The following is a 14,787-nucleotide window of genomic DNA, read 5'->3' on the forward strand; positions in this document are numbered from 1 at the left end:
GTGTGCGCCGGGAGGAATCAATCCTCTTCCGCCTCGTTGCGCGGGATAGCAAAGCGGTAACCGCGACCGCGCACGGTTTCGATGGGCTTGAGCGCGCTTTCCGGGTCCAGCTTGCGGCGCAGGCGGCCGATGAAGACCTCCAGCACGTTGGAATCGCGGTCGAAGTCCTGCTGATAGATGTGCTCGGTGAGGTCGGCCTTGGAGACCAGTTCGCCCGCGTGCAACATCAGGTATTCCAGCACCTTGTACTCGTAGCTGGTGAGGTCAACCTGGCGACCTTCCACCGTGACCGTCTGCGCCGTGGTGTCCAGCTTGATGGGACCACAGGCAAGCACCGGCTTGGACCAGCCACTGGCTCGGCGTACCAGCGCGTTGATGCGCGCCAGCAGCTCTTCCACGTGGAAAGGCTTCACCAGGTAATCGTCGGCACCGTGCTTGAGGCCTTCCACCTTGTCCTGCCAGCTGCTGCGAGCGGTGAGGATGAGGATGGGGTAGCGCTGGCCGTGCTCACGCAGGGCCTTGACCAGATCCATGCCGGACATCTTCGGCAGGCCCAGGTCAATGATGGCCAGATCGAACGGTACTTCCCGGCCGAGGTACAGGCCTTCTTCGCCGTCCTGCGCGGCGTCAACCGCAAAGCCGTCGCGCTTCAGGCGCGCGGCGAGGGTTTCGCGCAGCGGTGCTTCGTCCTCTACCAGAAGGATGCGCATCAATGTTTCTCCTTAGTGTCCCGGTCGGTCGAATCCGGGATCTTGGCCGTTTCTGAGCGGATGGGCACCACGCGAACGTGCCCATCCAATGTGAGCACCTTCACCCGGTATTCGGTGATCCGGCCGCGCTCAACGAGCCGCGTATCCGCCGACAGCACCTTACCCCCCGTGTCTTTCTGAACTTTACTCACCGCCTGCTCCAGCGTCAGCGCCTGGTCCGAACCGGCCCAGGCGGACGCGCCAGCCAGCAGCAGCGCGGCGAAAAATAGCGGACGAAACGTGATTTTCATGTTTGGTACGGGCACGTGAACCGTCAGGCTAATCGGTCGATCATGCCGTGCTGAATTGAATTGCCCCTGAACAAATCTCATGCGGCCTGCCGCAGGGGTGCCATGGCCGCTTCCACCAGCTCCCAACCGGCCCCCGGAAGGTGGGCACCCTCGCTCAGCGTGCGCCGGAATCCGCGAGCGCCCGGCTCATTCTGGTACAGGCCAAGAATGTGCCGGGTGATGTGCTTGAGGGCCGTGCCGCGGGCCATTTCGGCTTCTATATAGATGCGCATGTGCTCCAGGATGGTCGCCCGGTCCACCAGCGGCGCGCCGTAAAGCTCCGTTTCCAGCCGGGCCAGCAGGTAGGGGTCGTGGTAGGCGCTGCGGCCCAGCATCACCCCGTCGACCTGCGCCAGATGCTCGCGCACGGCTTCCACGGTGGTGATGCCGCCGTTGATGACGATCACCAGCTCCGGGAATTCCCGCTTCAGTCGGTACACCCGCTCATAATCCAGCGGCGGAATCTCCCGGTTCTCCTTCGGGCTCAAACCCTTCAGCCACGCTTTCCGGGCATGCACCACCATGATGCGCACGCCGGCCCCGACCATCTGTTCGGTGAAGTGCTGAAGGTCGGCGTACTCGTCCTGGTCGTCCACTCCGATACGGCATTTGACTGTCACCGGCACGTCCACGGCTTCCGCCATCGCGCGGACGCAATCGGCCACCAGCGAAGGTTCACGCATCAGGCAGGCGCCAAACTTGCCCGACTGCACGCGATCGGAAGGACAACCCACGTTGAGGTTGATCTCGTCGTAACCCGCATCCGCGCCCATCCGGGCAGCCTGCGCCAGCTCCACCGGATCACTGCCGCCCAGTTGCAAGGCCACCGGGTGTTCCTCGTGGCTATGCTCCAGCAACCGCAGCTGCCCACCGCGTACAAGCGCGGGGCTGGTCACCATTTCCGTATAAAGCCGGGCGTGAGGCGACAGAAGCCGGTGGAAATACCGGCAGTGACGGTCTGTCCAGTCCAGCATGGGGGCAACGGTAAGGCGGAAGTCGTTTTGATGGAGTTGATACATGCGCCCATTGTACCCGCCCCGGTGCGACGGCTGCCCCGGCATCCAGCCCCTCGCCGGACGATCTCCCCCTGAGCAACCCGCACCGGGATGGGCGCGCTGGCTCACTCCGTCCAGTTAACGTTCACTGTCGAGATTTCTTTATCGTCGTAGACGAACACTACTGCCGTGACGGAGCTTTCGTTTGTGTCAAAGGATTTCTTTGTACTTACCGATTGCACGGCATATCGGTACTGATCACCGTACTGGGCTCTTACAAGCTCCATGGCCATTTTCCCGCTTTCGCCCCCGAACAATGCGTGCAGGAAAAAAAACATAACGGACGAAAGCGCCATCGCGGCAACCAACGCGCTGACTGGCGCCGACGTGGACTTGCCCGCATCCGCGCGCGCCTGGATAACCACCGGAGAGCGGAGTTGCAGATAAACCCACACACTAAGCGCGATAATCAGCGCCGCAATCACAAAACTGGTAAGCGTATCGCCCGGCTGGAACCTGAACTGGAGCCTGAACTGCAACCACACCAGGTCCCTGGGCATGATCGAGAGATACACCGGGACCGAGGCAATCGCTAAAACGAGGAAAAATGCGGCAAGCCAGGTGACAAGCCGGGCGGTTGCCAGATTGCCGCGCCATAAAAAGATGCCCGCCAGAATAGCGAACACATTGAAGCCGGACGAGTAGCTTTTCCCCGTGGCGATGCAGTACGTGAAGTAAGCAACGTCGACAGCGCCCAGGACGATAAGAACCGTCCCTACCCGTTTAAGTACGGCAACGTAATTATTCAATTGAATGTCCCCTTGTGGGCACGAAGCGTATCTGTCGCGCCACCGACAGGCAATCATCCCCACTGAGCGAGGCGTGAAGTCGTCGACGACGCGCTACGGACGGCTCGCCGCCGGACTGATGTCCACCCGTCCGGGCTGCGCCGGGTCGTAGAACGTATAAACGAGTAGCTGCTTCGAGTCAGTCGGATACGTTCGTTGCAACAGCATCGTTCGTGCCGCAGCGGTGTATTGGTCCGGAATGAAGGACGCCATCGGGGCAGTCGCCCCAGGCCGGGTATCTATGACCCGCGAAAGCTCGATCTGCCCGGCTCTTCCCGACGCATTGACCGTCGCCTGGAACACAACGACGTACAGCGTCGCGGGATCGGGCGCAGAGGTCTGCGCTACGCCTGAGCCCGTGACAAGAAAGCATGTTGCTGCAAACAGAAGTCGCGCTATCACACACCCTCCCGATCAACCGCTCAGCACACCTGCCGGCCACCACTCCTTGTACCCCACCTGCGGCACAGGGAACTTGCCACCCTCGCCCCACAGAACACGCACGCCATCGGCAATGTAGTTCTTCGTGGCTTCATAATCTTTCCCGTAGCCACGGCGCTCAAAATCGAAGAATGAGTCGCGGATGTACGCCCAGTATTCGGGCATGCGCATCTGGCCTTTGCTCCCGGTCCCCAACCTGCGGTGCAGTTCATGCACAAACTCGCAACGGATATCCCAGTCGGTCATGTGGATGGCGACCACCTGGCGCGTGTCGGCGGAACTGCCGTCGTTCAGCACGATGGGCCGCTTCACGCTTTCTTCTTCGTACATGAGGAGGAGTTTTCGACCCGCCATGACGTATTCCATGGGTTGCGGATAGATATCCATGAAACGCTGGCAAATCGTCACGGTGGCCTGGGTATCGGGGTCCAGGGCACCGCGAATTTCCTTGCTGTATTCAAAGGCCATAGCCACTCCCTGTAGTGGCGCAAGCTTGAATGGATGAGCGACCCGCCGCAAGACCTCGCTGAACCCGGCAAGCGCGCGCAAGCCAGGAAGAAACGCTCGTGCCGCAAGCACGATTCAGGCACAGTGGCACCGGATGCCAGGGGCTGGAAACAATGCGCAAACCGATCAGACCGTGGGGCCGCCTCGCTGTGTGGGCTGCACTTGCATTGCTGTCCTCGGCGGCCAGGGCTCAGGACTATTTCCACGACGGCCCCGTTCCGGGAACGCTTTGCGAGCCGGGCGAGCGGATCGTGTTCTCCTGCCACACAGAAGCAAAGAGCGTGGCCGTCTGCGCCCGCCAGAAAGGCGAACATCGCTATGGCGCACTTGCCTACCGGTTCGGCATGCCCGGACATCTGGAGCTTTCGTTTCCTGAAGGCGACCCGCCCATCGCATCGTATGCATCCACAGATACCCGGAGCGATGGCCTCAGAGGATCGCTGTCTCTCGTGCGCATGAAGAACGGCCAGACGACATATACGGTGTACTACAACGTCGTGGCACAGAGCGGCAGCGACGGCTTCATGCAGGCAGGGCTGCTCGTGGAGAAGAACGGGCGATTGCTTTCGAAGCTGCGCTGCAACCCTGACGAATATGTCTACTCCGGTGAGATATACGAACCGGGTTTCAAGAACGACGTTCCCGAAGACACACAGCCGGTCACAGGCTTTGCGCGCTATCTGCGCGCACCGCACTGAATGACGATGCGCGCGTGTCGGCCAACTAACGCGGACTCTTCGAGGCGATCACATTTGCCACGGGCCGGATCGCCTCGGTCGGATTGCCGCCACGGGAGATCTGGCGGATACCTGTCGACGTGCGCACACCCATGAACACAGAGCCACCGCCATCCAGGTTCAGGGCGGATGCGCGTGCCACATGCGTGAAACCGTCGACCTGCCGGCGAGGACCGGAACCATGCGCGACAATCTGTTGCCACTGCCGCATCGTGCCACCGAGATGACGCTGGCCACCCGCAGTCAGGGTATGCATGCGAAGCGTCCGGCTATCCAGATCAATGGATACGGCCGCGCGTTCGTTGTGATCGCTGGCGTGGGTCAGTGCTCCGGCGCGGGAATTCAGTGGATTCTCGCCGGCTGAGCCCAGTCGATACTTGAAGCGGTCGTGGTCGGGAATATCGGGCAGTCTTCCGCCGTGCATCAACAGGGGGCCACTGCTGAGGCCCGTGTTGTGGCCCACGGTCAAACGCCCATAGTCACCTTGCCAGGGCGACGGAACGGGCGTGTGGTCGGAGCGCGTGTGCGTTGGACCTACCGGCCTGCCCAATCCATGAATGGTTTCACCTGTGTCGGTTTGCAGGCCACCCTTGTGAACGAAGTAGCCGCCGTTGATGACCGCCGAATGCCGTGGCGCAGAAAGCGCCAGTTCCTGAGGCGATCTGGGCGCTTCGCCCTCACGGGTACCGAACACGTTGCCGCGCTGGGCGCCGCGGTCAACGGTCAGGCGATGGTAAGTGGCCCCGCGCTGCATGTTCTGCTGGATGCCCGACAGCGGCGTCATGAAATGTGACACCGCACGACTGCCCTCGCCGGGCGGCCGGATCGTCGTGCTTACGATGCCCGGCGCTTCCGTGCGGACAGAAACCTGCCTGCGCGTGAGAAAACCCCGAATCCGGCTTTGGATAATGGTCGCTGCGCGATCTTCTTTCTCACCCATGAGCATCCCCCCGCCGTTTGCCCGACTCTACGCCTGGCCATCGACGCACCATCTCGCAAAATCGGCCAGGGGGCATGGGAGGACGGCTCAGCCGAGGGCAGGTTCGGCCACGCTGTGGCGAACGACGTGGAAGCCCTCAGCCTCGGTGGGTGCCACGAAATGACGGGTGATTTCGTCGAACTCGGCGTCCGTGGGAGCAAAGGCGTGCTCACCCGAAGCATTGCGCTGACGCAGGCGCGCCTTGCAGATCTCGTCAGGCACGTCCAGAAAGTGCAGCTCGTGCGCCACGCCCGTCTCGTCAATCAGTTGCTTCATCCAGCGGCGACTGTCCGGCGTGTTCGCGGGAAAATCGAGCACAACGACCATGCCCGCGCGCAGCAGCGATTCGATGTGCGGAGCCAGTGCCGTACGCAGTCGACCCGCGCAGCGCACATAGTCAGGAATGGAGCGGATGTCCCCGGGGTAAAGCTGAGACAGAAGCGTATCTTCGCTGAGCACCACGGCCTGCGGCTTCCCCGCAAGCTGGCGGGTCAGGGTCGACTTACCGGCGGCGATCTTTCCGCAGACCATATAAAGCTGGGGGGAGGACATGCGTGGCACTCTTCAAGGGGAGTCATCAATCTATCAGTATCCGGATGCCTTGACGCACAGCACCATGCCGCCCTTCCCCGCTGATGACCTCAACGCTTCCGCGCACTGCCCGACTTCTTCGCCGCATTCAGCGCCACCGCAGCACGAACCAGTTCCTTGAACGCGCGCTCGTCGATCTGCTGTCCTTCTTCGATATCGAGCGCGCGCCGCACGTTGCCGTCGAGACTGGAATTGAAAAGGTGTTTGGGATCGTCAAGCGAAGCACCCTTGGCAAAGGTCAGCTTCACTTTTGCCTTGTAGGTCTCTCCCGTGCAGATGATGCCGTCATGCTCCCAGACGGGAACGCCTCTCCATTTCCACGTTTCCTCAACATCAGGCACGACGTCATGAATCAGCTTGCGCATCCTGGCAAGCATGTCGCCACGCCAGTCGCCCAGATCCGCGATGCGCTGGTCGATGAGTTTGGACGCCGGTTCGCTTTGTATCGAATCAGATTTCGTCATGACTGCCTCCTGCATGTGAACGACCATCCTAACCGATCAGATTCAACGCGTAATGCTTCGGAATATGCAACGCCACAGACACTTGAACCGGCTCACCCGGCGTAGTCCGCCGATTCAAGCGCGCCAGCGAGATAGCTGTCGGCATCCGCCTGCGTGGCCACAACGGCCGCAGGCTCGATAGCCGTCCAGAACGGGAGCCGCCATTGTGGATCGGCCACCTTTTGGAGTACGGCCACAGCAAACCAGCCATCGACGCGCCGGATCACCAGCGCAACGAGGTCACGATCAGGCAGATGGCGCTCGGAGTGGATCGACTCGCCATCACGCAACTGCACGTCCCAGATGCCACCGTATTTTTCATCCCAGCTCAACACGCCTCTCCCTGATTACCAGACGCGGACGCCATCTTCCGGCGCCAAGTACATCGGGTCGCCGGGCTTTACGTCAGATGTCGACACAGCCCCCGCCCGACATTGATCCGCGCAAGACTGCGCCGCGACGGGGAAGATCACAAGGGCGCCCATCACAGACACACCGTCGCCTGGCTCAACTAGCCGCAGGATCGTTTGCGGCCCATGCCCCGGCCAACGACACGTTGCGCTTGAGCCGTTCGTCGGATACATACACGAAGCGCAACGCTCACTGCATACGGGGAACTCATGGAACGACGTCATTTTCTGCGGCAGGCCGGCACCACACTGGCGCTGGCCTCCACCGCAGGTCTCGCTGCCTGTGCGCGGCAGCCCGTGGCGGCCGCCGTGCCACAGGACACCCCCGTGCTGCCGCAGGCCCGCATGGTGAGCGGCGAAGCAACCATCGCGCCGGTCAAGGCCAGCGTGGACCGCATCACAGGTGTGTATGTCTGCACCCGGCCCTTTCGCGCAGCAGGTCCGCGCATTGAGGCAGAGCGCCTGGGTCGCAAGACCGTCGTGCACAACTATGGTCATGGTGGCAGCGGCTGGTCGCTCTCGTGGGGTTCCAGCACGCTGGCACTGCGCATGGCGCAGGCCACGGGTGCCCGCGAAATCGGAGTCATCGGCTGCGGCGCACTGGGCCTGACGTCTGCCCTGCTGGCGCGCCGCGCGGGTCATCCGGTCACCATCTATGCAAAGCAGCTTCCGCCCGACGTGTATTCGATGCGGGCATCCGGCGTATGGACACCCGACTCGCGCATCTGCGACGAGCAACACGAGTCTGCACTGGCGGCGCGATGGGAAGAAATGACCCGCACCTCACACGCCATGTACCAGAGCATGCTGGGCATACCGGGCAAGCCGGTGGAGTGGATCGACGGCTACTCCCTGTCCGATACACCACCGGGCCAGGGCCCGGCAGAACCGGACGACGAACCGGACTACGGCAGCTTTCGTGACAGCGTGCCGGACCTCACGCCACACTCCGTGGAACTGCCCGTGGGAAGCACGCCTTTTCCGCAGCCCTACGTGCGCCGCTTCACCACCATGATGTTCAACATCAGCACGCTGGCCCGCACGCTGATGAGCGACTTCCTCGCCGCCGGCGGAAAGATCGAAATCCGCGAATTCACCGATCCGGACCAGCTTCAGAAGCTGCCAGAACACACGCTCATCAACTGCACCGGCTACGGCGCAAAGGCACTGTTCCGCGACGACTCCATCATTCCCGTCCGCGGCCAGACGGCGCGCCTGATTCCTCAGCCGGAAGTCACCTACGCCCTGTCGACCCACCAGTTCAGCATGATTCCCCGCAGTGACGGCCTGCTGGTTCAGGTGCTCAACGACACCGGCAATTACAACAACGCCGACACGACGCCCCGCCGGGCCGACTCCGAGGCGGCGGTGAGGCAGATTGCGGACCTGATGACCCGCCTGCGGAAAAGCTGAATCCTTGTCTGCGACAACAATTACTTGCGCCATTGCAACTATTGCAAGAGCGCGTATGATCGCCCCCCATGAACAAGCACCTCGCCGACATGGACCCGCTCGCGGCTGGCCTGATCGACGCCATCAAGCCGCTCATCAAGAGCAGCCAGGCGCAGGTGATGGCCGCCACGGCGGACTTTGAATTCACCTTCTCGCAGACACGCATGCTGTTCGTGCTGGACCATCACGGCGCCGACATGACGCTGGGTGAACTGGCCGATCAGGTGTCACTGTCGCTGGCGGCCGCCGGCCGCGCTGTCGAGATTCTGGTGCGCATGGGCATGGTCTCGCGACGCGAAGACGAAGCGGATCGGCGCATCAAACGCATTGGCATGACCCCCGCCGGGCATCGGGCCATCGACACCATCCACGCGGCGCGCAAGCGCGTCGTCCAGTCCTTCGTGCAGGGGTTGTCGGACGCGGAGCGCAACGCGCTTGCGTCGGCTGTCGCCACGCTGGGCGAGCTCACCCGCAAGCATCTTGCCGAACACGTCCCCACGTCCTTGTAGGATTCACTTCCCATGACCACACCTTCCTCACCCGCCGCAGCGGCTCCGCCGGCGCTCGACCGGGCGCTGTTGCGCATCGCTGCCGTGGTCGTGCTCGGCAGTTTCATGTCCATTCTGGACACCACCATCGTCAATGTGGCGATCCGCGAGTTGTCGCACTCGTTTGGCGTCTCGCTTTCCACGACGCAGTGGGTGTCGACCGGCTACATGCTCGCACTGGCCACCGTCATTCCACTGACCGGCTGGGCGGCGGATCGCTTCGGCACCAAGCGCCTGTACATTGCATCCATTGCTTTGTTCGTCATTGGGTCTGCATTGTGCGGCCTGGCCTGGTCGGCAACGTCGCTCATCGTATTCCGCGTGCTGCAAGGGTTTGGCGGCGGCATGATCATGCCAGCGGGCATGACCATCCTCTCGCATGCCGCAGGTGGCGCACGCATGGGCCGGGTCATGGGCATCGTGGGCGTGCCGATGCTGATCGCACCCATCGTGGGTCCGATTCTCGGCGGCTGGTTTGTGGATCACGCTTCGTGGCGCTGGATCTTCTTCGTCAACATTCCCATCGGCATCATTGCGCTGATCGCCGCCTCGCGCGTCCTTCGGAGTGAACCGCCAAAACCTCACCACGCACTGGACTGGCCGGGCTTGCTGCTGCTTTCCCCGGGTCTGGCGCTGTTTGTGTACGGCCTGGCTGAAACGGCGGCAGAAGGTGGTTTCCACTCCCTCCATTCCATCGGCGGCGTGGGCCTTGGTCTGGTTATGGTGCTCGGTTTCATCCGCCATGCCATTCACCGCCATGGTCCGCTGATCGACGTGAAGCTGTTCAAGCGCCGCACCGTAGGCTCGGCCGCGCTAACCATGTTCCTGTTCATGACGGCCTTCTTCGGCACGGCGCTTCTGTTGCCGCTTTACTTCCAGCTGGTCCGTGGTGAGACCGCCTTCGGTTCGGGCATGTTGCTGGCGCCGCAGGGCTTCGGCGCCATGATCGCGATGCCAATTGCCGCGCGACTCACTGACCGCATGGGGCCGGGGCGCATCGTGCTCACCGGTCTGAGCTGCGTCACCCTGGGCATGCTCAGCCTCACCCAGGTGCAGAGCGATACGCCTTTCTGGATCCTCGAATGCACGCTGTTCCTGATGGGACTGGGCATGGGCTCCACCATGATGCCGTGCATGACGGCCGCGCTCGGCACGCTTCAGCGCCACGAGATCGCACGCACCACCAGCGCCATGAACGTAGTGCAGCGCGTGGGTGGTTCGATGGGCACGGCGTTGCTGGCTGTGGTGCTGTCGCACGAAATGGCGCACATCATGCCCGCGACGGTCGACAGCGAGTCTGGCCTGCGCATGGTGCGCAGCCTGGCGCCGGCGGTACATTCGGACACGCTGCCCGCCCTTGGCCGCGCATTTGGTCATACGTTCACATGGTCACTCGCCATCGCACTGCTGAGCTTTGTCGCTGCACTCTTCCTGCCACGCAACAAACTGGTGAACACGGCGCCAGCAGAAGCCGCCGCTGCGATGGAGTGACGCACCGGGGGTGTGGACGGCGCGTGCTATAACGCGCCGTCACACAGGAGAGAACATGAAAGCATCCGTTGCGCTGCTGGCCCTGGTCATGGCCGGCGTCACCCACGAAGCGCGCGCGAACGACGCAGACGATGCACCGTGCCCCGCCCTCCCGGCGGGTACGGATTTCAGCAACCGTGCCGCCGCCGAGGCAGCACTTTGCGCGAAAAGTGAAGAGATCATCTGGGCGGTCGGTGACGTGGATGGCGATGGCGTAGCCGACGCCGTCGCGATCACGAATCGCGGCTATCCGCACAAGAAGAGGCTCACCCTGTTCAAGGGGCACGATGGCGATCGCCTTCGCGTGCTGGTGCAAACTGCCGAAACACAGACCGGCGACGTGGACGCGAAAGTCGAAATCAGGCGGGGAAGTGTTTTCGTCAGCCTGGACGCGATCCGGGGGGCGTGGGGCACGCAGCAGTTCAAGCTTCGTGACGGCCGCTTCGATCTGATCGGCCAGACGCTTCATCTCGCGGATGGCGGCCTGGATGACGAACCGCTGCGCGTACTGGACAGCGACGTGAACTACCTGACCGGTCGGGCCAACTTCAAGCCCGAAGGCTTGCGCCACGACACCAGCGCCGCGTTCAAGGGTGCGCGTTGCTCCCTTCAGGCCTATGACTTCGATTTCTACTACTGCGGCACGCAGTGGAAGCGCACGGATGGCAAGACGCTCGAATCAATGATGATGATCTGACGGGCGCTCAGTGCGCCCGGGGCAGAACGTAGGTTTTCGTTTTCGTGTTGAACAGGACGGTGAAGGTCTGGCTTTTCGCCCCTTCGCGCGTTTTCACCACTTTCAACGGATACATGCCGGTGACGTTCGCATCGGACTGGATCGACAGGGCGTACTCGGCATCCTGTTCGTCCTCGGCAATCTGCGGAATCGTGCTCACGTTGGTGAACTGGTTCCCGACCGGCGCCACCAGCGCATACAGGGACACCACCGTCCCCTGCCAGACACCCCCGTGCGTGAACAGCCAACCATAGTTTCCATTGGCACTCACCTTCACCAGTTCCGCCTTGCTGCAACCGCAATCGCCGGACGACCCGAACGCCATGCCACTCTCCCTGGCCGTATACGTCCAGCCCTGCGGCCCGCCCAGCTTGATGCGGAACGCGCCCATCAGACCCGACTGCGCATGAGCGTATCGAAAGCGCTCGTCGTCGCCTGCATCTGTGGCACTGGCAGCCATGAGGTAGAGGACCTTGCCGACTGGCGTCTCCACAATCTGCGGCTTGCCGGCACGCATGCAGTAATCCACCGACCGGCCATCCTCACCTTCGTAGGTAAACGCCCAGCAATGGTGCTTCGCCACGTAGTCGCCGTACTGATCTTTCATCACGGCTTTGACAACGGCGTCTGTGTCGGACGCCGCTGCCTGCTGCGCGACCGCCGCAGCGGCCCACAGGCACAGAAAAAAGGGAGCAGCACGGCGAAGCAGGAAGAGTGTGGTCATGGGACCGCATTCTGCCTGCCACGCCGTGCACCAGCCATATGCCAGATGGGCGGCGGCACGAATCGCCGCCTCCCCAAGGCCGTTTACGGCATCAGCACTTTGTCGACGACGTGGATAACGCCATTGGACTGCATCACGTCGCCGATGGTGACGTGTGCCGTGTTGCCCTTGGTGTCAGTCACTTCAAGGCCACTGCCCGCCTGCGTCACCGTCAGTGGCTCGCCCTGCACGGAAGCAAGCGTCGCCTTGCCGCCGCCCTTCGCCACGAGTGCCATCAGGTCTTTCGCGGTATAGGTTCCCGACACAACGTGGTAGGTGAGAATCTTGGTCAGCGTGGCTTTGTTCTCCGGCTTCACCAGCGTGTCGACCGTACCTGCCGGCAGTGCCGAAAACGCTTCATTGGTGGGCGCAAAGACCGTGAAGGGACCCGGCCCGGACAGCGTATCCACCAAACCTGCGGCCTTCACAGCCGCCACCAGCGTGGTGTGATCCTTAGAATTCACCGCGTTCTGAATGATGTTCTTGCTGGGATACATGGCCGCCCCACCCACCATGACCGTCTTTGCGCTACCCATGCTGTCGGCAGCCAGCGCCGGAAGGCTCCCAGCCATCACGGCCGCGAGGGACAGGGAAAGACAAAGGGCACGTACGCGATACTTGTTCATTGCGAATCCTTCAGTCATGCCCCGGAGGTGGGGTATGAAGCTATACGTTGCGGATTCGCATCCGGATGCAGCCTGCCGTCATTTAACCCTGAAACGGGCATGATTGCCGGAAAAGCTCACCGTGCGGCCGTCGATGTCGGCGATCAGTTCCAGTGCCTTGCGCGCGTCCAGATGGGCGAAACCAAAGCCCACCGGCTGTTCGTCGAGCACCTCCGGATTGTCGAGCACGAACCCGGAATTCATCGCCACGCTCATCGCCGCGCCACGCGCGGATCCCTTGTCGACCACCTGGCTGACGAGGTTTGCCGTCTTCGTGGCCTCCGCCGCCGGGCATCCCTTCTGCGGCGTGATCGACATCCGGGACTGTCCGGCATTCTCCAGCACAAGCGGTTGTCCCAGGGGGCCCGACAGCGACTGATGTTTCGTCACCGCCTTGCCGTTCACCTGTTCCGTAGCGTCGATATCGACCTTTACGGTGTCGTTGCTGACCGGAGACACGACGAAACGAAGTTCCACGCGATGGTCGCCGTTATCCACGATGGTGGCAGGCACATGGTCCGGCATGCAGACCGTGGTGGGGCTCAGCAGTGTGCCGTTGTGCTCGAACGCCGCCGCCAATTGATAGGTCTGCCCCGTCGATGCCTCAACAGCAGACGGTGCCACCGCATAGGCAACCATGCTGGTTGCCGCGACGGTCACAGTGAGGCACGCGGTGGCAACGCGGCGGGAACGACTCGAAAAACTCGTGGTATTCAACATGGCAATTCGCTCATTCAATGGGTGACGGGAAGACCAGGTACAACCGACAGGTAAAAACAGGGAGTCATGCGACTTCAACATGGCATGTGCGTACGAGCGACGGCGTCCCGGGTGATGCCGAAGCACAGCCGCATCGCATGCAAGTTCCTGATCGTGGCGAAAGGCACGCAGCGCCCACCAGACCAGCGGATGAAACCAGAGCAGCGCACCCACTCCCTGAGCGACATGAAGAAAGAACACGTCGCCACGCCGCGCGTGCGTGGCTTCGTGCGCCAGGATCAAAGCGCGTTCGTCAGCGTCGTAGCGTGTGAAAAAGTCCGCAGGAAGCACAATACGGGGACGCCAGACCCCTACCAGAACAGGACCGGCCAACGCCGAGGTACTGAGCCACGCTTCGACTTCCGGCGTATTCACGGCAACGGCGCCGCGCATTCGGCGGCGGAACTGCACCTGCGCCAGCGCCACGAAAGCCAGCCACACACAGACACCTGCAAGCCACACCGCCCCGATGTGTGAGGGCGTGATCCACACGCGCTCCAGTACAGCGGGCGCATCCACGCCGGGAAGCGCATGCCATGCGGAAACCATGGGCACCTCAATACCTGCCGACAATATCCCGGAGGCATGCGGAAGACACGCCATCAACAGCGCCAGCGGCGGCATGATCCACAGGGCATACGCGCGCTCGGCACCAAACCTGCGACGCCATGACTTGCGCAACAGCCCCACAACGACCAGAACCACCGTCACAGAGGGAAGCACCGTCGCGCACACTCCTGAAAAAGCGAAGAAGTCAGTCATCGAGTTTGTCCAGCAACTGGCGAAGCTCGGCGATGTCTTTCTTCGAGAGCTTCCGGTGATGAGAAAAGTGCGCCACCAACGGGGCAACCCGGCCGTCAAACAGGCGGTCAAGCAAACCTGCGCTTTCCTCTGACACGTAATCGGCGCGCTCCAGCAACGGGCTGTACAGATAGCGCTTGCCATCGCGATCAGCCTTGACCGCCTGCTTCTTCAGAAGGCGATTGAGCAGCGACTTGACGGTGCCTTCCTGCCATCCGTGCGACTGACTCAGCACGGCAAGTATTTCTTCTGACGTGCGCGGGGCGCTGTCCCACAACACGGACATGACGGCTGATTCGGCTTCACTGATGGACATGACGGCTCCGCTTACACTTGTAATCGAAAATTACGATCACATGCGTAATCGGACGTGTCAACCCGAAGTTTCCTCAGATTCTTCTCAGCATTGTGAAAATTTGGCATTATTACGGAATGCGATTGATTCGCATTGCTATCCCTGCCTGTTCATATCCATTGGGAACC

Annotated in this window: 19 protein-coding genes; 5 read left to right on the forward strand and 14 right to left on the reverse strand. The window is 62.0% G+C overall.

The window, feature by feature from the left end; all coding sequences use genetic code 11:
- Nucleotides 1-17: 17 nt before the first annotated feature.
- From FHW69_RS02580 to FHW69_RS02605, 6 genes are all read right to left on the reverse strand, one after another.
- Complete coding sequence (locus FHW69_RS02580; protein WP_183421446.1) at nt 18-710, reverse strand: response regulator transcription factor; 693 nt, start codon at nt 708-710, stop codon at nt 18-20.
- Nucleotides 710-1,000, reverse strand: a complete 291-nt coding sequence (locus tag FHW69_RS02585; RefSeq protein ID WP_183421447.1) for a PepSY domain-containing protein — start codon at nt 998-1,000, stop codon at nt 710-712. The genes FHW69_RS02580 and FHW69_RS02585 overlap by 1 nt, the downstream gene beginning before the upstream one ends.
- Before the next feature lie 77 nt (nt 1,001-1,077).
- Nucleotides 1,078-2,058: a tRNA dihydrouridine(20/20a) synthase DusA gene (gene dusA, locus FHW69_RS02590; protein ID WP_183421448.1), complete on the reverse strand. Its 981-nt coding sequence runs from the start codon at nt 2,056-2,058 to the stop codon at nt 1,078-1,080.
- A gap of 101 nt (nt 2,059-2,159) precedes the next feature.
- Nucleotides 2,160-2,843 carry a hypothetical protein gene (locus FHW69_RS02595; protein ID WP_183421449.1) on the reverse strand — a complete coding sequence of 228 codons (684 nt, stop codon included), beginning with the start codon at nt 2,841-2,843 and terminating at the stop codon, nt 2,160-2,162.
- Nucleotides 2,844-2,936: 93 nt separating this feature from the next.
- A complete protein-coding gene (locus FHW69_RS02600; RefSeq protein WP_183421450.1) occupies nt 2,937-3,284 on the reverse strand; it encodes a hypothetical protein in 348 nt (115 codons plus the stop codon).
- A gap of 12 nt (nt 3,285-3,296) precedes the next feature.
- Nucleotides 3,297-3,791, reverse strand: coding sequence for a hypothetical protein (locus tag FHW69_RS02605; RefSeq protein WP_183421451.1), 495 nt, complete (start codon nt 3,789-3,791; stop codon nt 3,297-3,299).
- A gap of 152 nt (nt 3,792-3,943) precedes the next feature.
- On the opposite strand from FHW69_RS02605, the gene FHW69_RS02610 reads away from it, so the two are divergent.
- Complete coding sequence (locus tag FHW69_RS02610) at nt 3,944-4,528, forward strand: hypothetical protein (protein ID WP_183421452.1); 585 nt, start codon at nt 3,944-3,946, stop codon at nt 4,526-4,528.
- Nucleotides 4,529-4,553: 25 nt separating this feature from the next.
- Here FHW69_RS02610 and FHW69_RS02615 read toward each other — a convergent pair whose 3' ends face one another.
- The 4 genes from FHW69_RS02615 to FHW69_RS02630 form a co-directional block, all read right to left on the reverse strand.
- Entirely contained in the window at nt 4,554-5,351 is a 798-nt protein-coding gene (locus FHW69_RS02615) for a phosphodiester glycosidase family protein (RefSeq protein ID WP_221195354.1), read from the reverse strand.
- A 243-nt stretch (nt 5,352-5,594) separates the two neighbouring features.
- Complete coding sequence (locus FHW69_RS02620; RefSeq protein ID WP_183421454.1) at nt 5,595-6,098, reverse strand: ATP-binding protein; 504 nt, start codon at nt 6,096-6,098, stop codon at nt 5,595-5,597.
- 89 nt (nt 6,099-6,187) lie between these two features.
- A complete protein-coding gene (locus FHW69_RS02625; protein ID WP_183421455.1) occupies nt 6,188-6,601 on the reverse strand; it encodes a DUF1801 domain-containing protein in 414 nt (137 codons plus the stop codon).
- A 92-nt stretch (nt 6,602-6,693) separates the two neighbouring features.
- Nucleotides 6,694-6,975, reverse strand: a complete 282-nt coding sequence (locus FHW69_RS02630; protein ID WP_183421456.1) for a hypothetical protein — start codon at nt 6,973-6,975, stop codon at nt 6,694-6,696.
- 285 nt (nt 6,976-7,260) lie between these two features.
- Here FHW69_RS02630 and FHW69_RS02635 point away from each other — a divergent pair, with 285 nt between their 5' ends.
- The 4 genes from FHW69_RS02635 to FHW69_RS02650 all read left to right on the forward strand — a co-directional run bounded on the left by FHW69_RS02635 (nt 7,261) and on the right by FHW69_RS02650 (nt 11,277).
- Nucleotides 7,261-8,463 carry an FAD-dependent oxidoreductase gene (locus FHW69_RS02635; RefSeq protein WP_183421457.1) on the forward strand — a complete coding sequence of 401 codons (1,203 nt, stop codon included), beginning with the start codon at nt 7,261-7,263 and terminating at the stop codon, nt 8,461-8,463.
- A 68-nt stretch (nt 8,464-8,531) separates the two neighbouring features.
- The gene (locus tag FHW69_RS02640) at nt 8,532-9,011 is read left to right on the forward strand and encodes a MarR family transcriptional regulator (RefSeq protein ID WP_183421458.1); all 480 of its coding nucleotides are present in this window, start codon (nt 8,532-8,534) and stop codon (nt 9,009-9,011) included.
- Between the two features lie 12 nt (nt 9,012-9,023).
- The gene (locus FHW69_RS02645; RefSeq protein WP_183421459.1) at nt 9,024-10,541 is read left to right on the forward strand and encodes a DHA2 family efflux MFS transporter permease subunit; all 1,518 of its coding nucleotides are present in this window, start codon (nt 9,024-9,026) and stop codon (nt 10,539-10,541) included.
- 55 nt (nt 10,542-10,596) lie between these two features.
- Complete coding sequence (locus FHW69_RS02650; RefSeq protein ID WP_183421460.1) at nt 10,597-11,277, forward strand: hypothetical protein; 681 nt, start codon at nt 10,597-10,599, stop codon at nt 11,275-11,277.
- Between the two features lie 7 nt (nt 11,278-11,284).
- Here the strand turns inward: FHW69_RS02650 and FHW69_RS02655 are convergent, their stop codons facing one another.
- The 4 genes from FHW69_RS02655 to FHW69_RS02670 all read right to left on the reverse strand — a co-directional run bounded on the left by FHW69_RS02655 (nt 11,285) and on the right by FHW69_RS02670 (nt 14,620).
- Nucleotides 11,285-12,040 (reverse strand): hypothetical protein, encoded by a 756-nt coding sequence (locus FHW69_RS02655; protein ID WP_183421461.1) that lies wholly within the window; start codon nt 12,038-12,040, stop codon nt 11,285-11,287.
- 83 nt (nt 12,041-12,123) lie between these two features.
- The gene (locus FHW69_RS02660) at nt 12,124-12,651 is read right to left on the reverse strand and encodes a fasciclin domain-containing protein (protein WP_255494649.1); all 528 of its coding nucleotides are present in this window, start codon (nt 12,649-12,651) and stop codon (nt 12,124-12,126) included.
- 132 nt (nt 12,652-12,783) lie between these two features.
- Nucleotides 12,784-14,265, reverse strand: a complete 1,482-nt coding sequence (locus FHW69_RS02665) for a M56 family metallopeptidase (RefSeq protein WP_183421463.1) — start codon at nt 14,263-14,265, stop codon at nt 12,784-12,786.
- Nucleotides 14,258-14,620, reverse strand: coding sequence for a BlaI/MecI/CopY family transcriptional regulator (locus FHW69_RS02670; protein ID WP_183421464.1), 363 nt, complete (start codon nt 14,618-14,620; stop codon nt 14,258-14,260). Before FHW69_RS02670 ends, FHW69_RS02665 begins: the two co-directional genes overlap by 8 nt.
- Nucleotides 14,621-14,787 lie beyond the last annotated feature (167 nt).

It is taken from the genome of Luteibacter sp. Sphag1AF (assembly GCF_014192715.1).
GTDB lineage: Bacteria > Pseudomonadota > Gammaproteobacteria > Xanthomonadales > Rhodanobacteraceae > Luteibacter.